The sequence below is a fragment of the Salmonella sp. 32020114201800008SM genome, from assembly GCF_017572025.1.
GTDB classification, from domain to species: Bacteria; Pseudomonadota; Gammaproteobacteria; order Enterobacterales; family Enterobacteriaceae; genus Salmonella; species Salmonella enterica.
Genome location: NZ_JAGEQM010000001.1, coordinates 512109 through 528990, shown reverse-complemented (window position 1 = coordinate 528990; position 16882 = coordinate 512109). Strand labels below are relative to the sequence as shown.

The following is a 16882-nucleotide window of genomic DNA, read 5'->3' as shown; positions in this document are numbered from 1 at the left end:
TGAAACTATGACTAATCAATAGCGGGGATGCCCCGCTATTGCCGGATATTTATTCAAATTGCCATGCCAGATTAATCCCCACGCCATAGTTACGTCCTGGCGCTGGCTCATAATATCGGCCATTAGATTCATTAACGATCACCGAACCGATATATTCTTTATCAAATAGATTATCTACTCGCCCAAAAATATCGACGGTAAGCTGACTGTAATTAAATTTATACCCTGTATTTAGTCCAACAACGGTATACGAAGGCGCTTTGGCGGTATTTTCATCATTGGCCATGATATCGCCCATATAGCGAACGTCTGTTCCGGCGTACCACCCCTCATCCGGGATAAAACCTAATGAGGCGAATCCCATATTACGGGCGATGCCGGGCATCCGGTTTCCATCACAGTTTTGCTCCTGACAAACGTTACTGCGATAGGTCGCATCCAGCCAGGTCCATGATGCTTTCACCCGCCAGTCGCCGGCGAAGCGCTGGTCCAACGCAAGTTCTGCGCCCTGGCGGCGCGTTTTGCCCGCGTTTTTGTAGGTAGTGCGTCCTCCCATACTGCTGGCGACAACAATTTCATCATCGGTATCGGTTTGAAATAACGCGGCGGTCAACAAGCCATTGCCAATCCGCGTTTTACTGCCGACTTCCACCGTATCATTGGTCGACGGTTTGAGGTCAAAGTTGAACCCGCTTTGGCCGTCAGCGCGATAAGAAAGCTCATTGATAGTGGGAGTTTCAAATCCGCGACCGGCAGCAAGATAGAGATTCCAGGCGTCAGTTAACGCATATTTTAGCGATCCAGCGGGTAGCCAGTGGTGATAGCTGGCGTCGCCGCTATCATCGCCATTGCCGGGCGCGATATAGTGATCGTTAGAATCGAACCACACGGAACTGTAGCGCACGCCAGCATCCAGCGAGAGTTTTTGCGTAAGCTGCCACTGGGTTTGCAGATAAGGATCGACATTCCACATCAGGTTACGCTCATCCCGCCGTAAATCGCCTTTATGCCCGAACTCAGGGGTGCCGTTGTTGAGGCGGAAGTTATTGTAACCTTTGCGGTTTTCGCTCATATTTTCATAATTTACTCCGCCAGTGAAGGTGACCGGCACGCCTAATTCTCCCCGGTGAGTCCAGCGGGAATCAATGCCCTGATAGTGGCGTTGCAGTGTAATTACGCCGCCAGCCTGGGCTGGTTTTAGCTGTGCCACCAGGGGAATAGACTGGTATTGCGTGGTTTCCCGCTCTCCGGCGTAGGCCATCACGCTGATATCATCCTGCGCGCTGAGCTGACGTTCATAACGCAATCCTGCCTGAGTTTGTTTGATGGTTTTACGCGTATTGTACTGTTCAGCGCGCGGCGCCTGTTGCGGATCGGCTTTCCATTCAGATTCGGTGAGTCCGCCGGGATCGTCCGCCTTAATGTCCACACTATTAAAAATCAGCGAGAGTTTACTGACATCGTCAAGGCGCACGCCCAGTTTGGCATTAGCCAGATTTTTTCGCGCGCCGCTGTGATCGCGGTAGCCGTGGGTGGTGAAACGGGTAGTTGATACCGTGTAATCCACGTCGCCAGGCTGTGTGCCGTCACCCATCGCGCCCGTGGCTTTTAGCCCATAGCGCCAGCTTCCATAACTGCCGTAGTAGCTGCTGGCCTCAAGGGTGGGCGGCTGTCTCCCGGTTTCGGTGGTGACATTTATTACGCCGCCGGAAGCATTGCCGTATAGCGCTGAGAAGGGGCCGCGTAACACTTCAACGTCTTGTATGCTGTTAATATCAATATTCGAAATCTGGCCTTGTCCATCCGGCATGGTGGCGGGAATGCCATCAACATACAGACGAATGCCGCGCACGCCAAAGGCGGAACGCGAGCCAAATCCACGGATAGAGATTTGCAGATCCTGCGCGTAGTTCTGCCGGTTCTGCACCTGCAATCCCGGGACGCTGGTTAAAGACTCAGATAAATTAACGCGCGGCGTCGCCAGACGCATGTCTTCTCCCTCAATGACGCTAACGGCGGCAGGTGTATCCAGTTCGGATACGGTTTGCGGCGTTGCGGTGACTATCATGGTTTGTTCATTGGACGCGCTGGCGGCCTGAAGGACCGGGGAGAAGGTCAGAGGCAATAAGAGGGCGGGATAAAGTCGCTGTCTAACGGAAATAATTTTCATGAAAATGCCGGATAAATGTAAGCGTATCAACGGAAAACGTGACATTAAGCGTAGTCAATATGTAAAGTTTTGAAATTTTAATCGCACATTAAGTTAAGAAAATGTGCGGTATTTAAGAGCCATGACATTCGCAGGCGAGGAAAAGCTCCACTTTCTGATAAATAATGATTATTATTCTCAACTTATAATAAGTGCGGAACGAAGATCCCGCGCAGCGAAGTAGTGTGAAGCAGCTATACACGTTTTTATCAAAGGGAGTCGTCATGCACTTACGTCATCTTTTTTCGCCGCGCCTGCGTGGTTCTTTATTGTTAGGTTCGCTCCTCGTCGCATCCTCATTTAGCACGCTGGCGGCGGAAGACATGCTGCGTAAAGCGGTAGGCAAAGGCGCTTATGAGATGGCCTGGAGTCAGCAAGAAAACGCGCTCTGGCTGGCTACATCGCAAAGCCGTAAACTGGATAAAGGCGGCGTAGTTTATCGTCTCGACCCGGTGACGCTGGAAATCACGCAAGCGATTCATAACGATCTCAAGCCGTTCGGCGCCACCATCAATGCCGCGACCCAAACGCTGTGGTTTGGCAATACCATTAACAGCGCTGTTACCGCGATTGATGCCAAAACGGGTGATGTAAAAGGTCGTCTGGTACTTGATGCGCGCAAACGTACTGAAGAGGTTCGTCCGTTACAGCCCCGTGAGCTGGTTGCCGATGCGTCTACCAACACGATCTACATTAGCGGTGTTGGTAAAGAGAGTGCTATTTGGGTAGTGGATGGCGAAACCATCAAACTGAAAACGACGATCGAAAATACCGGCAAAATGAGTACGGGTCTGGCGCTCGACAGTAAAGCGCAACGCCTGTACACCACCAATGCGGATGGCGAATTTATCACCATCGATACCGCCAGCAATAAAATTCTCAGTCGTAAGAAGTTGCTGGATGACGGTAAAGAACACTTCTTTATTAACCTGAGTCTCGATACCGCAGGTCATCGCGCGTTTATCACCGACTCGAAGGCGACTGAGGTTCTGGTTGTCGATACCCGTAATGGCAATATTCTTGCCAAAATCGCGGCGCCTGCTTCTTTGGCCGTCCTGTTTAACCCGACACGTAACGAGGCGTATGTGACACATCGTCAGGCAGGTCAGGTCAGCGTGATCGATGCGAAGACCTATAACGTTGTTAAAACGTTCGATACGCCGACGTACCCGAATAGCCTGGCGCTATCGGCAGACGGTAAAACGCTCTACGTCAGCGTGAAGCAGAAATCGACACGTGAGCAGGAAGCGACGCAGCCGGATGATGTTATTCGCATTGCTTTGTAAATAGGGTATGGAGGGGGAAACCCCTCCAGTCATCTCTTTAAACGCACCGATACGCCTCGTTACACCCCGCCGATAGCCTGATGATTCTGTGAGAATTACACTGCCTTTTTGCTGTAGTTAACTCATTATATTCACGAGGAAAATATGAAAAAGTTATTTATATGCTCAGGTTTGGGCATGATGTTTTTTATGCTTGCGGGTTGCACAACCAACTATGTAATGACGACGAAGAATGGGCAAACGATCGTAACTCAGGGTAAGCCACAGTTAGATAAAGAGACGGGGATGACCAGTTATACCGATCAGGAAGGCAACCAGCGGGAAATTAACAGCAATGATGTGGCGCAGTTGATTAAGGCTGACTAAGCATTGGGCGCGATGCGGTGTTGGCGGCAACGCGCATTAAACCCGGCAGGCCTGGGGCTGCCGGGGAAGGGTAATGTTATGTCGCTGCTTCTTCTTTCAATACGACACTCTCTGTCGAATCCGCCGTCACTGGCGCAGTGCGATGGATCTCCGCCACGCGACGTCGCACGCCAAACCAGCCGGCGACCAGCAGAATAGCGATCAGCGGCAACGAGGCGATAGTGTAAGTTCCATTCGGGTAGTCAAACGCCATGAGTACCAGCACGCTTAGTAAAAACAGCAGCGTTAGCCAGGAGGTAAAAGGCGCGCCGGGCAGTTTAAAACTGACGTCTGCGGCTTTGCCTTCTTTTATCGCCTGGCGTAAACGCATCTGGCACACCATGATAAACGCCCACGACGCGATAATGCCGAGCGAGGCAAAATTAAGAACGATCTCGAACACGCGGGAGGGGACCAGGTAATTCAGGAACACGCCGACCACGTAAACCACCAGAGTCGCCAGAATACCCGCATAGGGCACATGCTGACGGCTCATTTTCGCCATGAATTTCGGCGCGGAACCCCCCATCGACATTGAACGTAAAATTCTCCCCGTACAGTAAAGCCCGGAGTTCAGGCTGGAAAGCGCGGCGGTTAACACCACGATATTCATAATACTGCCGATATAAGGCACGCCAAGTTTAGAAAAGAAGGTGACAAACGGACTTTGCCCCGCCTGGTAGGCGTTCCACGGCAGCAGTAAAACCAGCAATACGACCGATCCTACATAGAAAAGACCAATACGCCAGATCACGCTATTGATGGCTTTTGGCACCATCGTCTGTGGATCTTTGCACTCCCCAGCGGCGGTACCGACCAGTTCAATCGACGCAAAAGCGAACACCACGCCCTGAATCAGTACCAGCGCGGGCAACAGGCCGTGCGGGAAAAAGCCGCCATTATCTGTAATCAGGTGAAAACCGGTGGCATTACCCTCAAGCGGTTGACCGGTACCGAGAAAAATCGTGCCTACCACCAGGAAGATAACAATGGCGAGTACTTTTATCAGCGCGAACCAGAACTCCATTTCGGCAAACCATTTTACGCCGATCATGTTCATGGTACCGACAATGGTTAACGCGCCGAGCGCGAACACCCATTGCGGAACGTCGCCAAATGCGCCCCAGTAGTGCATATATAACGCCACTGCGGTGATATCGACGATCCCGGTCATCGCCCAGTTAATAAAGTACATCCAGCCTGCGACATAGGCCGCTTTTTCACCCAAAAACTCACGGGCGTAAGAGACGAAGCTCCCGCTGGAAGGGCGGTGCAATACCAGTTCGCCCAGCGCGCGTAAAATGAAAAAAGAAAAAATGCCGCATATCAGATAGACCAGCGCCAGTGCCGGTCCGGCCATTTGCAATCGGGCGCCTGCACCTAAAAATAAACCGGTGCCAATCGCGCCGCCGATAGCAATCATCTGAACCTGACGATTCCCCATCGCTTTGTGATACCCCTCTTCATGGGCGTTCAGCCAGCGTCGTTTCGCCGCATGTTGTTCTGCGGCGTGCGTAGTCTGTGTTTTCATTACGTTACCTGTTATAGCCTGTCCTGACAGAAAAATTCCTTATGCCGCGACGGGCGCTCACCAATCGATTGCCTGCAATGGCGAATGCCGCTTTTCCCTGATTCTGTGACAGGGATAAAACCGCCGGCGGAGCATCCTACCTGCAATTGTTAAATGACGCAAAACATACGGAAAGAACAAAATGAGGATGTCGAGTTTATTTGTGTGGTCAGATGTGGTGCGGTGTGGTCACGATTCAGCCAGATAAGACGCCAGCACAAATCCGCAGTGATTGCGTTGCGCAATAATTAATCAGGGTTAATCCCTGCAGGGATTTATGGTCATAGATATGACCTCGAACGATAAACCACCTGACGATATTGAAGCAGCATAAGATCAGGCCGTTGCGCCTGTTATTCTCATTTCCTCCTGAAAATGTATGCCTTTGAGCAATTTTGTTGATTGACATATCGTCATAATGAGAGAGGAGTAGGACATATAAAGCTATTGAGCAAAATTTGAAGGAGTAGGATATGCCACATACATCAGTTTCTACCTATGCCAGAGCTTTATCAGGAAATAAGCTACCTCATGTTGCTGCAGGAGATTATGAAAATAAATTATCAACAAAAATCATGAAAGGCATCTTGTATGTGCTTACAGCAGGATTAGCCTACGGATTTACAAGAGTAATTGAACATTATTGTAATGTTACGCCTAAAGTTGCGGAGTTCTGTGCCAATGCAGGGAATATCCATAATCACCTTGCAGATGCTGTACGTGATGGACTGTTTACTATAGATGTCGAGCTTTCTGATGGTCGGATGTTAACATTCGAACAACTCTCGCTGATAGCTGAAGGTAAGCCAATCGTCAGGATATCGGATGGCAAGCATACCGTTGAGGTTGAGGGGACCTTTGAAGAGATTTGTATGAGACTGGAAGAGGGCTTTTTTGAAGCGCCAGCGTACTATGATTATGATATTGATGAAAAATATAAAACCGTCAGAGAGCGAATGGCAGCATATAATGCCTTACCTCAGGCATTAGGCGCCATTCCGTGTTTAGAATATTATATCGCTCGGGCCAGCAACATGCAGGAGGCGAAAGCGCAATGGGCGGCCGACATAAAAGCTCGCTACCATAACTATTTGGACAATTATTAAAAAGCGTTTATGTTTAGCCAGTTTTGTTAGAAATCAGACTCGCTGAGCCGGCGTTAAAAATTTTAACACGCCGCTATTTTGGCGGCGTGTCGCAAAGAGATTCTCAGAACCCGATTTCCGTTTGTACGCCAAAATTCCACGTACCTCCGGCGCGACAGCCGGCCTGTCTTATTTTTTTCAAAAGTATCCAACGCTATTCCACGGATAGGGTATCCTGTTGCGCAGCGATATCCGCCTCAGCCTGTGTGCCGAACGCAAGCATTAATGTTAATGGAAGCCTCAGATGACCTCTTTTTTACATGCTTATTTTACGCGATTACATTGTCAGCCGTTGGGGGTTCCTACGGTTGAAGCGCTCAGAACGCTTCACTTAGCGCACAACTGCGCGATTCCTTTTGAAAATCTGGATGTGCTACTGCCTCGTGAAATACAGCTCGATGAGACGGCATTAGAGGAGAAACTGCTTTATGCCCGACGCGGTGGATACTGTTTTGAACTGAATGGCCTGTTTGAACGCGCGTTACGCGACATCGGTTTTAACGTCCGAAGCTTATTGGGGCGGGTCATTCTGTCTCATCCTGCCAGTTTACCGCCGCGCACGCACCGTTTGCTGCTGGTTGATGTTGAGGATGAGCAGTGGATCGCTGACGTGGGGTTTGGCGGCCAAACGCTAACCGCGCCGCTTCGTCTGCAGGCTGAAATTGCTCAGCAAACGCCGCATGGCGAATACCGTCTGATGCAGGAGGGGAGCACATGGATTTTACAATTCCGCCACCATGAGCACTGGCAGTCGATGTACTGTTTTGATCTGGGGGTGCAGCAGCAGAGCGATCATGTGATGGGCAATTTCTGGTCGGCTCACTGGCCGCAATCCCATTTTCGTCATCATTTGTTGATGTGCCGCCATTTGCCTGATGGCGGCAAGCTGACATTAACGAATTTCCACTTCACACGTTACCACCAGGGACATGCCGTTGACCAGGTCAATGTACCGGATGTACCGTCGTTGTATCAGTTACTTCAGCAGCAGTTTGGTCTCGGCGTAAATGATGTAAAGCACGGTTTTACCGAGGCGGAGCTGGCCGCGGTAATGGCTGCATTTGATACCCATCCGGAGGCGGGAAAATAATTTTTTGCCGCGAGGGTTTGCGGGCCTGACAAAGATTAAAAAGTAATGGCCCATTCGGCATGAAACAGAATGACCGCCTGGCCGGAGATGGTGACGTTTTCCGGCTGGTTATCGCGAATGGTGACGGTAACATCAACAGTACCCTCTTTGCCTAAAGCGCGCCCCTGATGGCCTTGAATCTGCAGCGTTTTACCGTCATGCGCCATCAGGCCATGATGGACGAGCCATGCCCCCATCGGGCCATTGGCGTTTCCCGTTACCGGATCTTCCACAATTCCTATCGCCGGGGAAAACATTCGCCCATCGGTTTCGTTTTTTCCCGGACGAATCTGGAAAGGAAAAAAGCCGTTACAGCCAATTTGCTGGCTGATTGCCGTCAGGGCTGCCAGATTCGGAGAAAGGGCATCAATATCAACGTCTGGTTTGAGCAGGATCATCACTTTTGCATGTCCTGTTGAAGCCACCTGAATTGGCGCTCCCGGCACGATATCATCTTCAGTCAGGTTCAGTGCGGTGATGATGGCAGCCCGAATCTCTCCGACTAGCGGTGGTTCAAAAGAGGGCTGACCTTGTTCCAGCGTGATGCGATAGTCGTTGTGTTCGGCATGAATTTCAACGCGATGACGGCCCGCTAACGAGGTTTGCCAGACGGTGGTGTTTCCCAACCCCAGTACCGTTGCCCGAACATAATGCGCGGCCACGGTGGCATGACCACAGATGGGGACTTCTACTGTCGGTGTAAAGTAGCGTATGCGCACATCACTCTCTTCGCTTTTTAGCAAAAAGGCGGTTTCCGAGTGACGAAGTTCACGGGCAATCAGCTGCATCTGCGCGTCGCTTAGCGTATCCGCATGTAAGACAACGCCAGCAGAGTTGCCGCGAAAGGGTTCGCTGGTGAAGGCGTCAACATGGTAAATCTGCGGTTTCATTGATGTTCTCCTTTGACTGAAGAATCATCATAGCCTGTGCGTTGCCGAATGACGACGCCCATGTGTTTTCTTTGCCCGGTAAGCGTACCCCCGGGCAAAGAGAATTAGCGGCGGGTACGAACAATCTGGTAGCGACGGGTGAAATACTCAAACGGCGCGCTCCAGACATGAACCAGACGGGTGAACGGGAAGAGCAGGAAAATAGTCATTCCCAGCACCAGATGAATGCGGAAAACAAACGCCACACCGCTCAGCATTTCCGAAGACCCGCCGCGGAAGGTGACAATACTTTGCGCCCAGCCCACCAACTTCATCATTTCGCTGCCATCCGGATATTGCGCCGAAAACGGAATGGTGCTCAGGCCAAGCAGGCACTGAATCAGCAAAATGCTCATGATGATAATATCAGGTGTAGTGGATGTCGCCCGCACACGCTGATTGGTCAGACGACGCCACAGTAATCCCGCGCCGCCGATCAACGTTAATACGCCGCACACGCCGCCGAGGATCATCGCCATCTGCTGTTTTACCGCAATCGGCAGGAACCAGGCATACATCCAGTGTGGTGTCAGCATCCCAAACAGATGGCCAAAAAAGATCCCCAGAATGCCAATATGGAACAGATTCGACCATATCACCATCCCACGCTTATCCAGCATCTGGCTGGACGACGCGCGCCAGGTATATTGTCCGTAGTCATAGCGCAGCCAACTGCCGAGGAAGAAGACCGTGGCGCAAATATAGGGGTAGATATCGTAAAAAAAGACGTTCAGGTACTGTATCATTTCGGGCCTCCCGCGCTGACGTCGACGTACTGCGGCGCCGCGTCCTGGCTAAAGCGTCGTTGATAATGGTGTAACGGTGAACTGTCACAGGTCGTGGCGTTATCTTCGATAAACTTCACCTGCTCTTCTTCCCAGACGGCGTCCAGTGCCTGACGGGTATCATCCCGCGATTCCTGAACAATCTGCTTGGTGACACTGTCACTTGTAAGCGTACTGCCCGCCAGCGTCAGCAGGGCGTCAAACAGTTGATACCACGGCGCTCCTCGCTGTTTCAAACGACCGCCCAGCAGCGCCAGAATAGGGGCAATATTCTGTAATCCCTCGCGCGCTTCCGCTTCCGGCAACACGCTTAAGTACTCCAGATAGAGCGGCAGGTGATCCGGCAGTTCGCGGCAGTTGAGCTGCAGGCCCACGGTTTCATACTGGCTTAACAAATCGACCATCGCCTGGCCGCGATCGCGGGACTCCGCATGAACATGCTCGAATAACAGCAATGAAGTGGCGCGCCCGCGGTCAAACACTTCACACCATTCTGCTTGTTTATCCAGTAACGGCGCATAAAGCAGCTCGCGAGTGAAGTCGACCAGCATTGGCGCATCGTGTTGGATAAGGACAAGCGCTTCATCCCGACATTCCCACAACTCGTCGTCCGGATACTCCATCAACAGGCCAATCGCTTTGAGGATTTGCATTATTCCCCCTCCGCTTTATCACGTACTTCGGTGATATTGATGGCATCAATACGGCTACTGTTGAACAGGTTGAATTTGGTATCCGAGCCGTGACAACCGTCGCCAAAAGTAAAGCCGCAGCCGTTGCGCTCCGGAAAGGCATCGCGCGCCATTTCCCGGTGGCTGGTGGGAATGACAAAACGATCTTCATAATTGGCAATCGCCAGGTAGCGATACATCTCTTCAACCTGTTGTACGCTCAGACCGACTTCGTCAATGGCGCGGGTATCCGTCACGCCTTCAACCGTCTGCGAGCGCATGTAGTGGCGCATCGCCATCATCCGCTTTAGCGCCCGAATGACCGGGCCGGTATCGCCCGCGCTGAGCATATTGGCCAGGTACTGGACCGGAATACGCAGCGTCTCCACCGCCGGCAGAATATTGCCATTGTGCGGCAACCCGCCCGCGTCGGCGTATGACTGGATGGGCGATAGCGGCGGTACGTACCAGACCATCGGCAGGGTACGGTATTCCGGGTGCAGCGGAAGCGCCAGCTTCCAGTCCATCGCCATTTTGTACACCGGCGACCGTTGGGCTGCGTCGATAACGTTTTGCGGGATGCCCTGTTTAAGCGCCTCTTCGATGACCGCCGGATCGTGCGGATTGAGAAACACATCGCACTGACGTTCATACAAATCTGTCTCGTGTTCGGTACTGGCCGCTTCTTCAATCCTGTCGGCGTCGTAGAGCAGAACGCCAAGATAACGGATGCGCCCGACGCAGGTTTCCGAGCAAACGGTCGGCTGGCCGGATTCAATACGCGGATAGCAAAATATGCATTTCTCAGACTTGCCGCTCTTCCAGTTAAAGTAGATTTTTTTGTACGGGCAGCCGCTGATACACAAACGCCAGCCCCGGCATTTATCCTGGTCGATTAGCACGATGCCGTCTTCTTCACGCTTATAAATAGCGCCACTTGGGCAGGTGGCGACACAACTGGGGTTCAGGCAGTGTTCGCACAGGCGCGGCAGGTACATCATGAAGGTGTTTTCGAACTGACCGTACATCTCCTTTTGTATGTTGTCGAAGTTACGGTCGCGGGCGCGTTTTTCAAATTCGCCGCCGAGCAGCTCTTCCCAGTTTGGCCCCCAGATCACCTTGTCCATCCGTTTTCCGTCAATCAGTGAACGAGGGCGGGCAGTGGGCTGATGCTTACTCTCCGGCGCAGTATGTAAATGCTGATAATCGAAGGTAAAGGGTTCATAGTAATCATCGATTTGCGGAATCACCGGGTTGGCGAAAATTTTGCTAATTACCCCCATTTTGCCGCCCAGACGGGGCCTTATCTTGCCATTAACATCACGAACCCAACCGCCTTGCCACTCCTGCTGGTCCTCCCAGTTTTTGGGATAGCCGATGCCTGGTTTAGTTTCGACGTTATTGAACCATGCGTATTCCATCCCTTCACGTCCGGTCCAGACGTTTTTACAGGTGACGGAGCAGGTGTGACAGCCAATACATTTATCGAGATTCAGTACCATCCCAACCTGTGAGCGTATTTTCATTTTTTCGCCTCCTGTACCTGATCCCGGCCCTCATCATCCAGCCAGTTAATGTTTTTCATCTTCCTGATCATGATGAATTCATCGCGATTCGAACCCACGGTTCCGTAATAGTTGAAGCCGTAAGCCAGTTGCGCATAGCCGCCGATCATATGCGTCGGTTTTGGACAAACCCGGGTCACGGAGTTATGGATCCCGCCGCGCATCCCGGTCACTTCCGAACCCGGAATATTCATAATTCGCTCCTGGGCGTGGTACATCATGGTCATACCCGGCGGGACGCGCTGGCTGACCACCGCACGAGCGGTAAGGGCGCCATTAGCGTTGAAGGCTTCAATCCAGTCGTTATCTTCAATACCCAATTCACGGGCATCGGCTTCGCTGATCCAGACAATCGGCCCGCCGCGCGACAAGGTCAGCATCAGCAGGTTTTCGCTGTAGGTGGAGTGAATTCCCCATTTCTGGTGCGGCGTCAGGAAGTTAAGCGCTTTTTCCGGGAAACCGTTGGGCGGAATTTCTCGCATTTCGCTGACGCTGCGGGTATCAATCGGCGGGCGATATGCCACCAGGCTTTCGCCAAAAGCGCGCATCCACGCATGATCCTGATAGAGTTGTTGCCGCCCCGACAACGTGCGCCACGGGATCAGTTCATGTACGTTGGTATATCCGGCGTTATAAGAGACATGCTCGCTTTCCAGTCCTGACCAGGTCGGGCTGGAGATAATTTTGCGCGGTTGCGCCTGGATATCACGAAAGCGAATTTTCTCATCTTCTTTATTGATGGCCAGATGGGTGTGCTCGCGCCCGGTCATCTCGCCCAACGCCTGCCAGGCTTTCACCGCCACCTGGCCGTTAGTTTCCGGCGCTAAGGCAAGAATCACTTCCGAGGCATCCAGCGCGGTGTCGATGCGCGGACGTCCTTTCGCCGGGCCATCGTGTTTGGTGTAATTGAGCTTACCGAGGAAATCGACCTCGGCCTGGGTATTCCAGGAGATACCTTTGCCACCATTTCCGAGTTTGTCCATTAGCGGGCCGAGCGAGGTAAACCGTTCATAGGTGGCCGGATAATCGCGTTCAACCACGACGATATTGGGGGCGGTTTTGCCCGGAATAAGTTCGCACTCGCCTTTACGCCAGTCGAGAATATCAAATGGCTGCGCCAGTTCCGCCGGGGAATCATGCTGGAGCGGGTGTAACACCACATCGGTTTCCTGTCCGAGGTGTCCGACACACACTTCAGAAAAGGCGCTGGCGATGCCTTTGTAGATCTCCCAGTCGCTTTTGGATTCCCAGGCAGGATCGACCGCGGCGGAAAGGGGGTGGATAAACGGATGCATATCCGAGGTATTCATATCGTCTTTTTCATACCAGGTGGCGGTCGGCAAGACGATATCGGAAAACAGACAGGTACTGGACATACGGAAATCAAGCGTGACCAACAGATCGAGCTTGCCCTCAATCGCGGCGGACTGCCATTCCACCTCTTCAGGCTTAATTCCTTCGCTGGAGCCCAGCGCTTCGCCCTGGATACCGCTGTCTGTGCCCAGCAGATATTTGAGCATGTACTCATGACCTTTCCCGGAGGAGCCGAGCAGGTTAGAGCGCCAGACAAATAAATTTCGCGGGTGATTATGACCACTGTCAGGCTGTTCGCAGGCAAAACGGATAGCGCCTGATTTCAACGCTTGCACGGTATAATCCGCCGCAGACAGCCCGGCTTTATCGGCGCTCGCTTTCACGCTGAGCGGGTTAAGATTAAGCTGCGGCGCCGAGGGTAGCCAGCCCATACGTTCCGCGCGCACGTTGAAATCGATCAGGTGTCCGGAAAATTTAGCCGGATCGGCCAGCGGCGACAGCAACTCTTGCGCAGTCAGTTTTTCATAGCGCCACTGGCTGGCATGGTTGTAGAAAAACGAGGTACTGTTCATCTGACGCGGCGGGCGATTCCAGTCCAGCGCGAAGGCCAGCGGCAGCCAGCCGGTTTGCGGCCGCAGCTTCTCTTGGCCGACATAATGCGCCCAGCCGCCGCCGGTTTGTCCAACACAACCGCAGAACACCAGCATGTTAATCATCCCACGGTAATTCATATCCATGTGATACCAGTGATTCACTCCCGCGCCGAGGATGATCATCGAACGACCGTGAGTTTTATGGGCGGTCTCGGCAAATTCACGCGCAATAGTTTCGATATGTCGACGCGGCACGCCGGTAATCTGTTCGCCCCAGGCCGGCGTGTAGGCTTTTACGTCGTTATAATTATTGGCGCTATGGCAGTCATCCAGACCACGATCCAGCCCATAATTCGCCAGCACCAGATCGTAAACGCTGACGACCATCCGCTCGCTACCGTCCGCCAGATCCAGGCGTTTCACCGGTAACTGACGTACCAGTACCGGTTCCTGCCGCACGCTGCGAAAATGTGGGTTTTCGTTGCCGCCAAAATAGGGGAAAGCGACACCCGCCACGTCATCATGCTGACCGAGTAAAGAGAGCGACAGTTCAGTTTCGACGCCCGCCGCCACCGGTTCCAGGTTCCATTTTCCCTTTTCGCCCCAGCGAAAACCGATAGAACCGTTGGGCGCGACCAGTTCGCCCGTACTGTTGAGCGCGACGGTTTTCCATTCCGGATTATTGGCTTCTCCCAGTCCATCCACCAGATCCGATGCGCGCATCATACGCCCCGGCACATAACTGCCGTCTGCGCGCTCATCCAACAGGACCAGCATTGGCATGTCGGTATAACGGCGGCAATAGTTAAGAAAATAGTCGCTGGGATTATCGAGATGAAACTCTTTTAAAATAACGTGACCCATTGCCATCGCCAGCGCGCTGTCGGTACCTTGCTTTGGCGCCAGCCACTGATCGCATAGTTTAGCGACTTCGGAATAGTCCGGGGTGATGGCGATTGTCTTGGTGCCTTTGTAGCGCACTTCAGTAAAGAAGTGGGCGTCCGGGGTACGCGTCTGCGGCACGTTAGAGCCCCAGGCAATAATGTAGGCTGAGTTATACCAGTCGGCGGACTCCGGCACGTCAGTCTGCTCGCCCCAGGTCATTGGCGACGCGGGCGGAAGATCGCAATACCAGTCATAGAAGCTCAGGCAAGTACCGCCAAGCAATGACAGATAACGTGTTCCGGCGGCGTAAGAAACCATCGACATCGCCGGAATAGGTGAAAATCCCGCCACACGATCCGGGCCATAGGTTTTGATTGTCCAGACGTTAGCGGCGGCAATGAGCTGATTCAGCTCTTTCCAGCTCGAACGAATAAAGCCGCCATGTCCGCGCACCTGTTTGTAACTTTGGCATTTTTGCGGGTCGTTCATTATAGATTCCCATGCCAGTACCGGATCGCTGTGCCGGGAAAGGGCCTCGCGCCACAGTTCTATCAGCCGCTTACGCACCAGAGGGTATTTCAGACGGTTGGCGCTATAGAGATACCAGGAGTAGCTGGCGCCGCGCGGGCAGCCGCGCGGTTCATGGTTCGGTAAATCGGGACGCGTGCGCGGGTAGTCGGTTTGCTGGGTTTCCCACGTCACCAGACCGTTTTTGACATAAATTTTCCAGCTACAGGAGCCCGTGCAGTTGACGCCGTGGGTTGAGCGTACGATCTTATCAAACTGCCAGCGCTGGCGATAACTGTCTTCCCAGTCGCGGTTGGTATGCATCACCTGACCATGGCCGTCGGCAAAGGTATCGCCTTTTTGTTTAAAGTAACGAAAGCGATCCAACAGTTTACTCATGACATTTCTCCTGCTTCGATAAATTTTCCGCCATCCTGTCGATTTGGCGTTAAACCATTGCCGGATGGCCGTCCTACAGGTGCGTATGTTGTTATTGTTGTTTAGGCTTACGACGCCCGTAGACCAGCCAGGTCAGCAGGACGCAAGCGATGTAAAACAGCAAAAAGATTTTCATGGCGCCCACCGGCGAGCCGGTCAAGGCCAAAGAGGTGCCAAACGCTTTTGGAATAAAGAAGCCGCCCACAGCGCCAATAGCGGAGATAAAACCGAGCGCGGCGGCGGTATCCGTCACCGCTTCGCGCTGCGCCTGCTCATCGCTCCCGCCGCGCAGTTTGACGTTGTAGAGCGTGATCTGCCGGAAGATCACCGCAATCATCTGGAAGGTAGAACCGCTGCCGAGACCCGCTGTCAAAAACAGGCCCATAAAAACAAGATAGAACGCGCTAAAGCTGCCTGCGCCGGAGCCTGGCAGCGTGAGGAATAGCAGGGCGGTAAACAGCGCCATAAAGATAAAATTAATGAGCGTTACGCGAACGCCGCCGAATTTATCGGAGATCACGCCGCCTGCCGAACGCGCCAGCGCGCCGATAAAGGGGCCAAAGAACGCCAGTTGCAGAATGTTTACGTCGGGAAATTGCGTTTTGGCGAGCATGGCGAAACCTGCGGAAAAGCCGATGAATGACCCGAATGTCGCCAGGTACAGCAGGCTAAGCAGCCACAGGTGCAGACGTTTTAGCACCGGCAATTGCGAGGCGACAGACGCTTTTGAACTGCCGATATCGTTCATACCAAACCAGGCGGCAAGCGTCGCGACAGCCAGTAACGGCACCCAGATCCAGGCGGCGTTAGTGAGGGCGAGCAGGGAGCCATCAGGTTGCGGCACGCCCCGGACGCCTAAAAAAGTAAATATCGGCAGAAAAATAACCAGCGGCGCAATCAACTGCATCACACTGACGCCAAGATTTCCCAGTCCGCCGTTAATACCCAACGCGCTACCTTGTCTGGCTTTTGGAAAGAAAAAACTGATGTTGCCCATACTGGACGCGAAGTTTGCCCCCGCAAAACCGCACAACAGAGCGATGAGCATAAATACCCCGAAAGGGGTGGCAGGATTTTGCACGGCGAATCCCAGCCAGGCGCAGGGAATAATCAATATTACGGTACTTAATACGGTCCATTTACGGCCACCAAACAGTGGTACCATAAAGGAGTAGGGAACGCGTAATATTGCGCCGGAAAGAGAAGGTAGTGCGGTTAATAAAAAGAGTTGGTCGGTGGTAAAATTAAATCCAATTTTATTGAGGTTGACGGCAACAGCGCTAAACAACATCCAGACGCAAAATGCAAGGAGCAAACAACTTACTGAAATCCATAAGTTTCTTCTGGCGATGCCTTTCCCTTTATTCTCCCAGAAGGCTGGATTTTCGGGTCGCCAGTCACTCAAGAGATAACGGTTATAATTCTCGTTTTGTCGTGTCATTTTACCCCTC

Annotated in this window: 12 protein-coding genes; 4 read left to right on the top strand and 8 right to left on the bottom strand. The window is 52.6% G+C overall.

Going from position 1 to position 16882, the window contains the following annotated elements; genetic code table 11:
• Nucleotides 1–49: 49 nt before the first annotated feature.
• Nucleotides 50–2170, bottom strand: a complete 2121-nt coding sequence (gene pqqU, locus J4613_RS02660; protein WP_111742350.1) for a TonB-dependent receptor PqqU — start codon at nucleotides 2168–2170, stop codon at nucleotides 50–52.
• 263 nt (nucleotides 2171–2433) lie between these two features.
• On the opposite strand from pqqU, the gene J4613_RS02655 reads away from it, so the two are divergent.
• Together J4613_RS02655 and J4613_RS02650 are read left to right on the top strand one after the other, a co-directional pair.
• On the top strand, nucleotides 2434–3495 hold the full coding sequence (locus J4613_RS02655) for a YncE family protein (protein ID WP_000550641.1): 1062 nt from the start codon (nucleotides 2434–2436) through the stop codon (nucleotides 3493–3495).
• Between the two features lie 144 nt (nucleotides 3496–3639).
• Entirely contained in the window at nucleotides 3640–3861 is a 222-nt protein-coding gene (locus J4613_RS02650) for a YgdI/YgdR family lipoprotein (protein ID WP_000732362.1), read from the top strand.
• Nucleotides 3862–3937: 76 nt separating this feature from the next.
• Here J4613_RS02650 and ansP read toward each other — a convergent pair whose 3' ends face one another.
• On the bottom strand, nucleotides 3938–5431 hold the full coding sequence (ansP, locus tag J4613_RS02645; RefSeq protein ID WP_000857112.1) for an L-asparagine permease: 1494 nt from the start codon (nucleotides 5429–5431) through the stop codon (nucleotides 3938–3940).
• Nucleotides 5432–5943: 512 nt separating this feature from the next.
• Here ansP and steA point away from each other — a divergent pair.
• The gene (gene steA, locus J4613_RS02640) at nucleotides 5944–6576 is read left to right on the top strand and encodes a type III secretion system effector SteA (RefSeq protein WP_001120858.1); all 633 of its coding nucleotides are present in this window, start codon (nucleotides 5944–5946) and stop codon (nucleotides 6574–6576) included.
• 283 nt (nucleotides 6577–6859) lie between these two features.
• Nucleotides 6860–7705: an N-hydroxyarylamine O-acetyltransferase gene (gene nhoA, locus J4613_RS02635; protein WP_000200326.1), complete on the top strand. Its 846-nt coding sequence runs from the start codon at nucleotides 6860–6862 to the stop codon at nucleotides 7703–7705.
• Between the two features lie 35 nt (nucleotides 7706–7740).
• Here the strand turns inward: nhoA and J4613_RS02630 are convergent, their stop codons facing one another.
• The 6 genes from J4613_RS02630 to J4613_RS02605 form a co-directional block, all read right to left on the bottom strand.
• Nucleotides 7741–8634 carry a PhzF family isomerase gene (locus tag J4613_RS02630; protein ID WP_000804298.1) on the bottom strand — a complete coding sequence of 298 codons (894 nt, stop codon included), beginning with the start codon at nucleotides 8632–8634 and terminating at the stop codon, nucleotides 7741–7743.
• A gap of 104 nt (nucleotides 8635–8738) precedes the next feature.
• Nucleotides 8739–9419, bottom strand: coding sequence for a respiratory nitrate reductase subunit gamma (gene narI / locus J4613_RS02625; RefSeq protein WP_000617104.1), 681 nt, complete (start codon nucleotides 9417–9419; stop codon nucleotides 8739–8741).
• Nucleotides 9416–10111, bottom strand: coding sequence for a nitrate reductase molybdenum cofactor assembly chaperone (gene narW, locus J4613_RS02620; RefSeq protein ID WP_001166300.1), 696 nt, complete (start codon nucleotides 10109–10111; stop codon nucleotides 9416–9418). Before narW ends, narI begins: the two co-directional genes overlap by 4 nt.
• Nucleotides 10111–11655, bottom strand: a complete 1545-nt coding sequence (gene narH, locus J4613_RS02615) for a nitrate reductase subunit beta (protein WP_000702603.1) — start codon at nucleotides 11653–11655, stop codon at nucleotides 10111–10113. The genes narW and narH overlap by 1 nt, the downstream gene beginning before the upstream one ends.
• The gene (locus J4613_RS02610) at nucleotides 11652–15392 is read right to left on the bottom strand and encodes a nitrate reductase subunit alpha (protein WP_111742351.1); all 3741 of its coding nucleotides are present in this window, start codon (nucleotides 15390–15392) and stop codon (nucleotides 11652–11654) included. Before J4613_RS02610 ends, narH begins: the two co-directional genes overlap by 4 nt.
• Before the next feature lie 91 nt (nucleotides 15393–15483).
• The gene (locus tag J4613_RS02605; protein WP_000198255.1) at nucleotides 15484–16872 is read right to left on the bottom strand and encodes a NarK family nitrate/nitrite MFS transporter; all 1389 of its coding nucleotides are present in this window, start codon (nucleotides 16870–16872) and stop codon (nucleotides 15484–15486) included.
• Nucleotides 16873–16882: the final 10 nt, after the last annotated feature.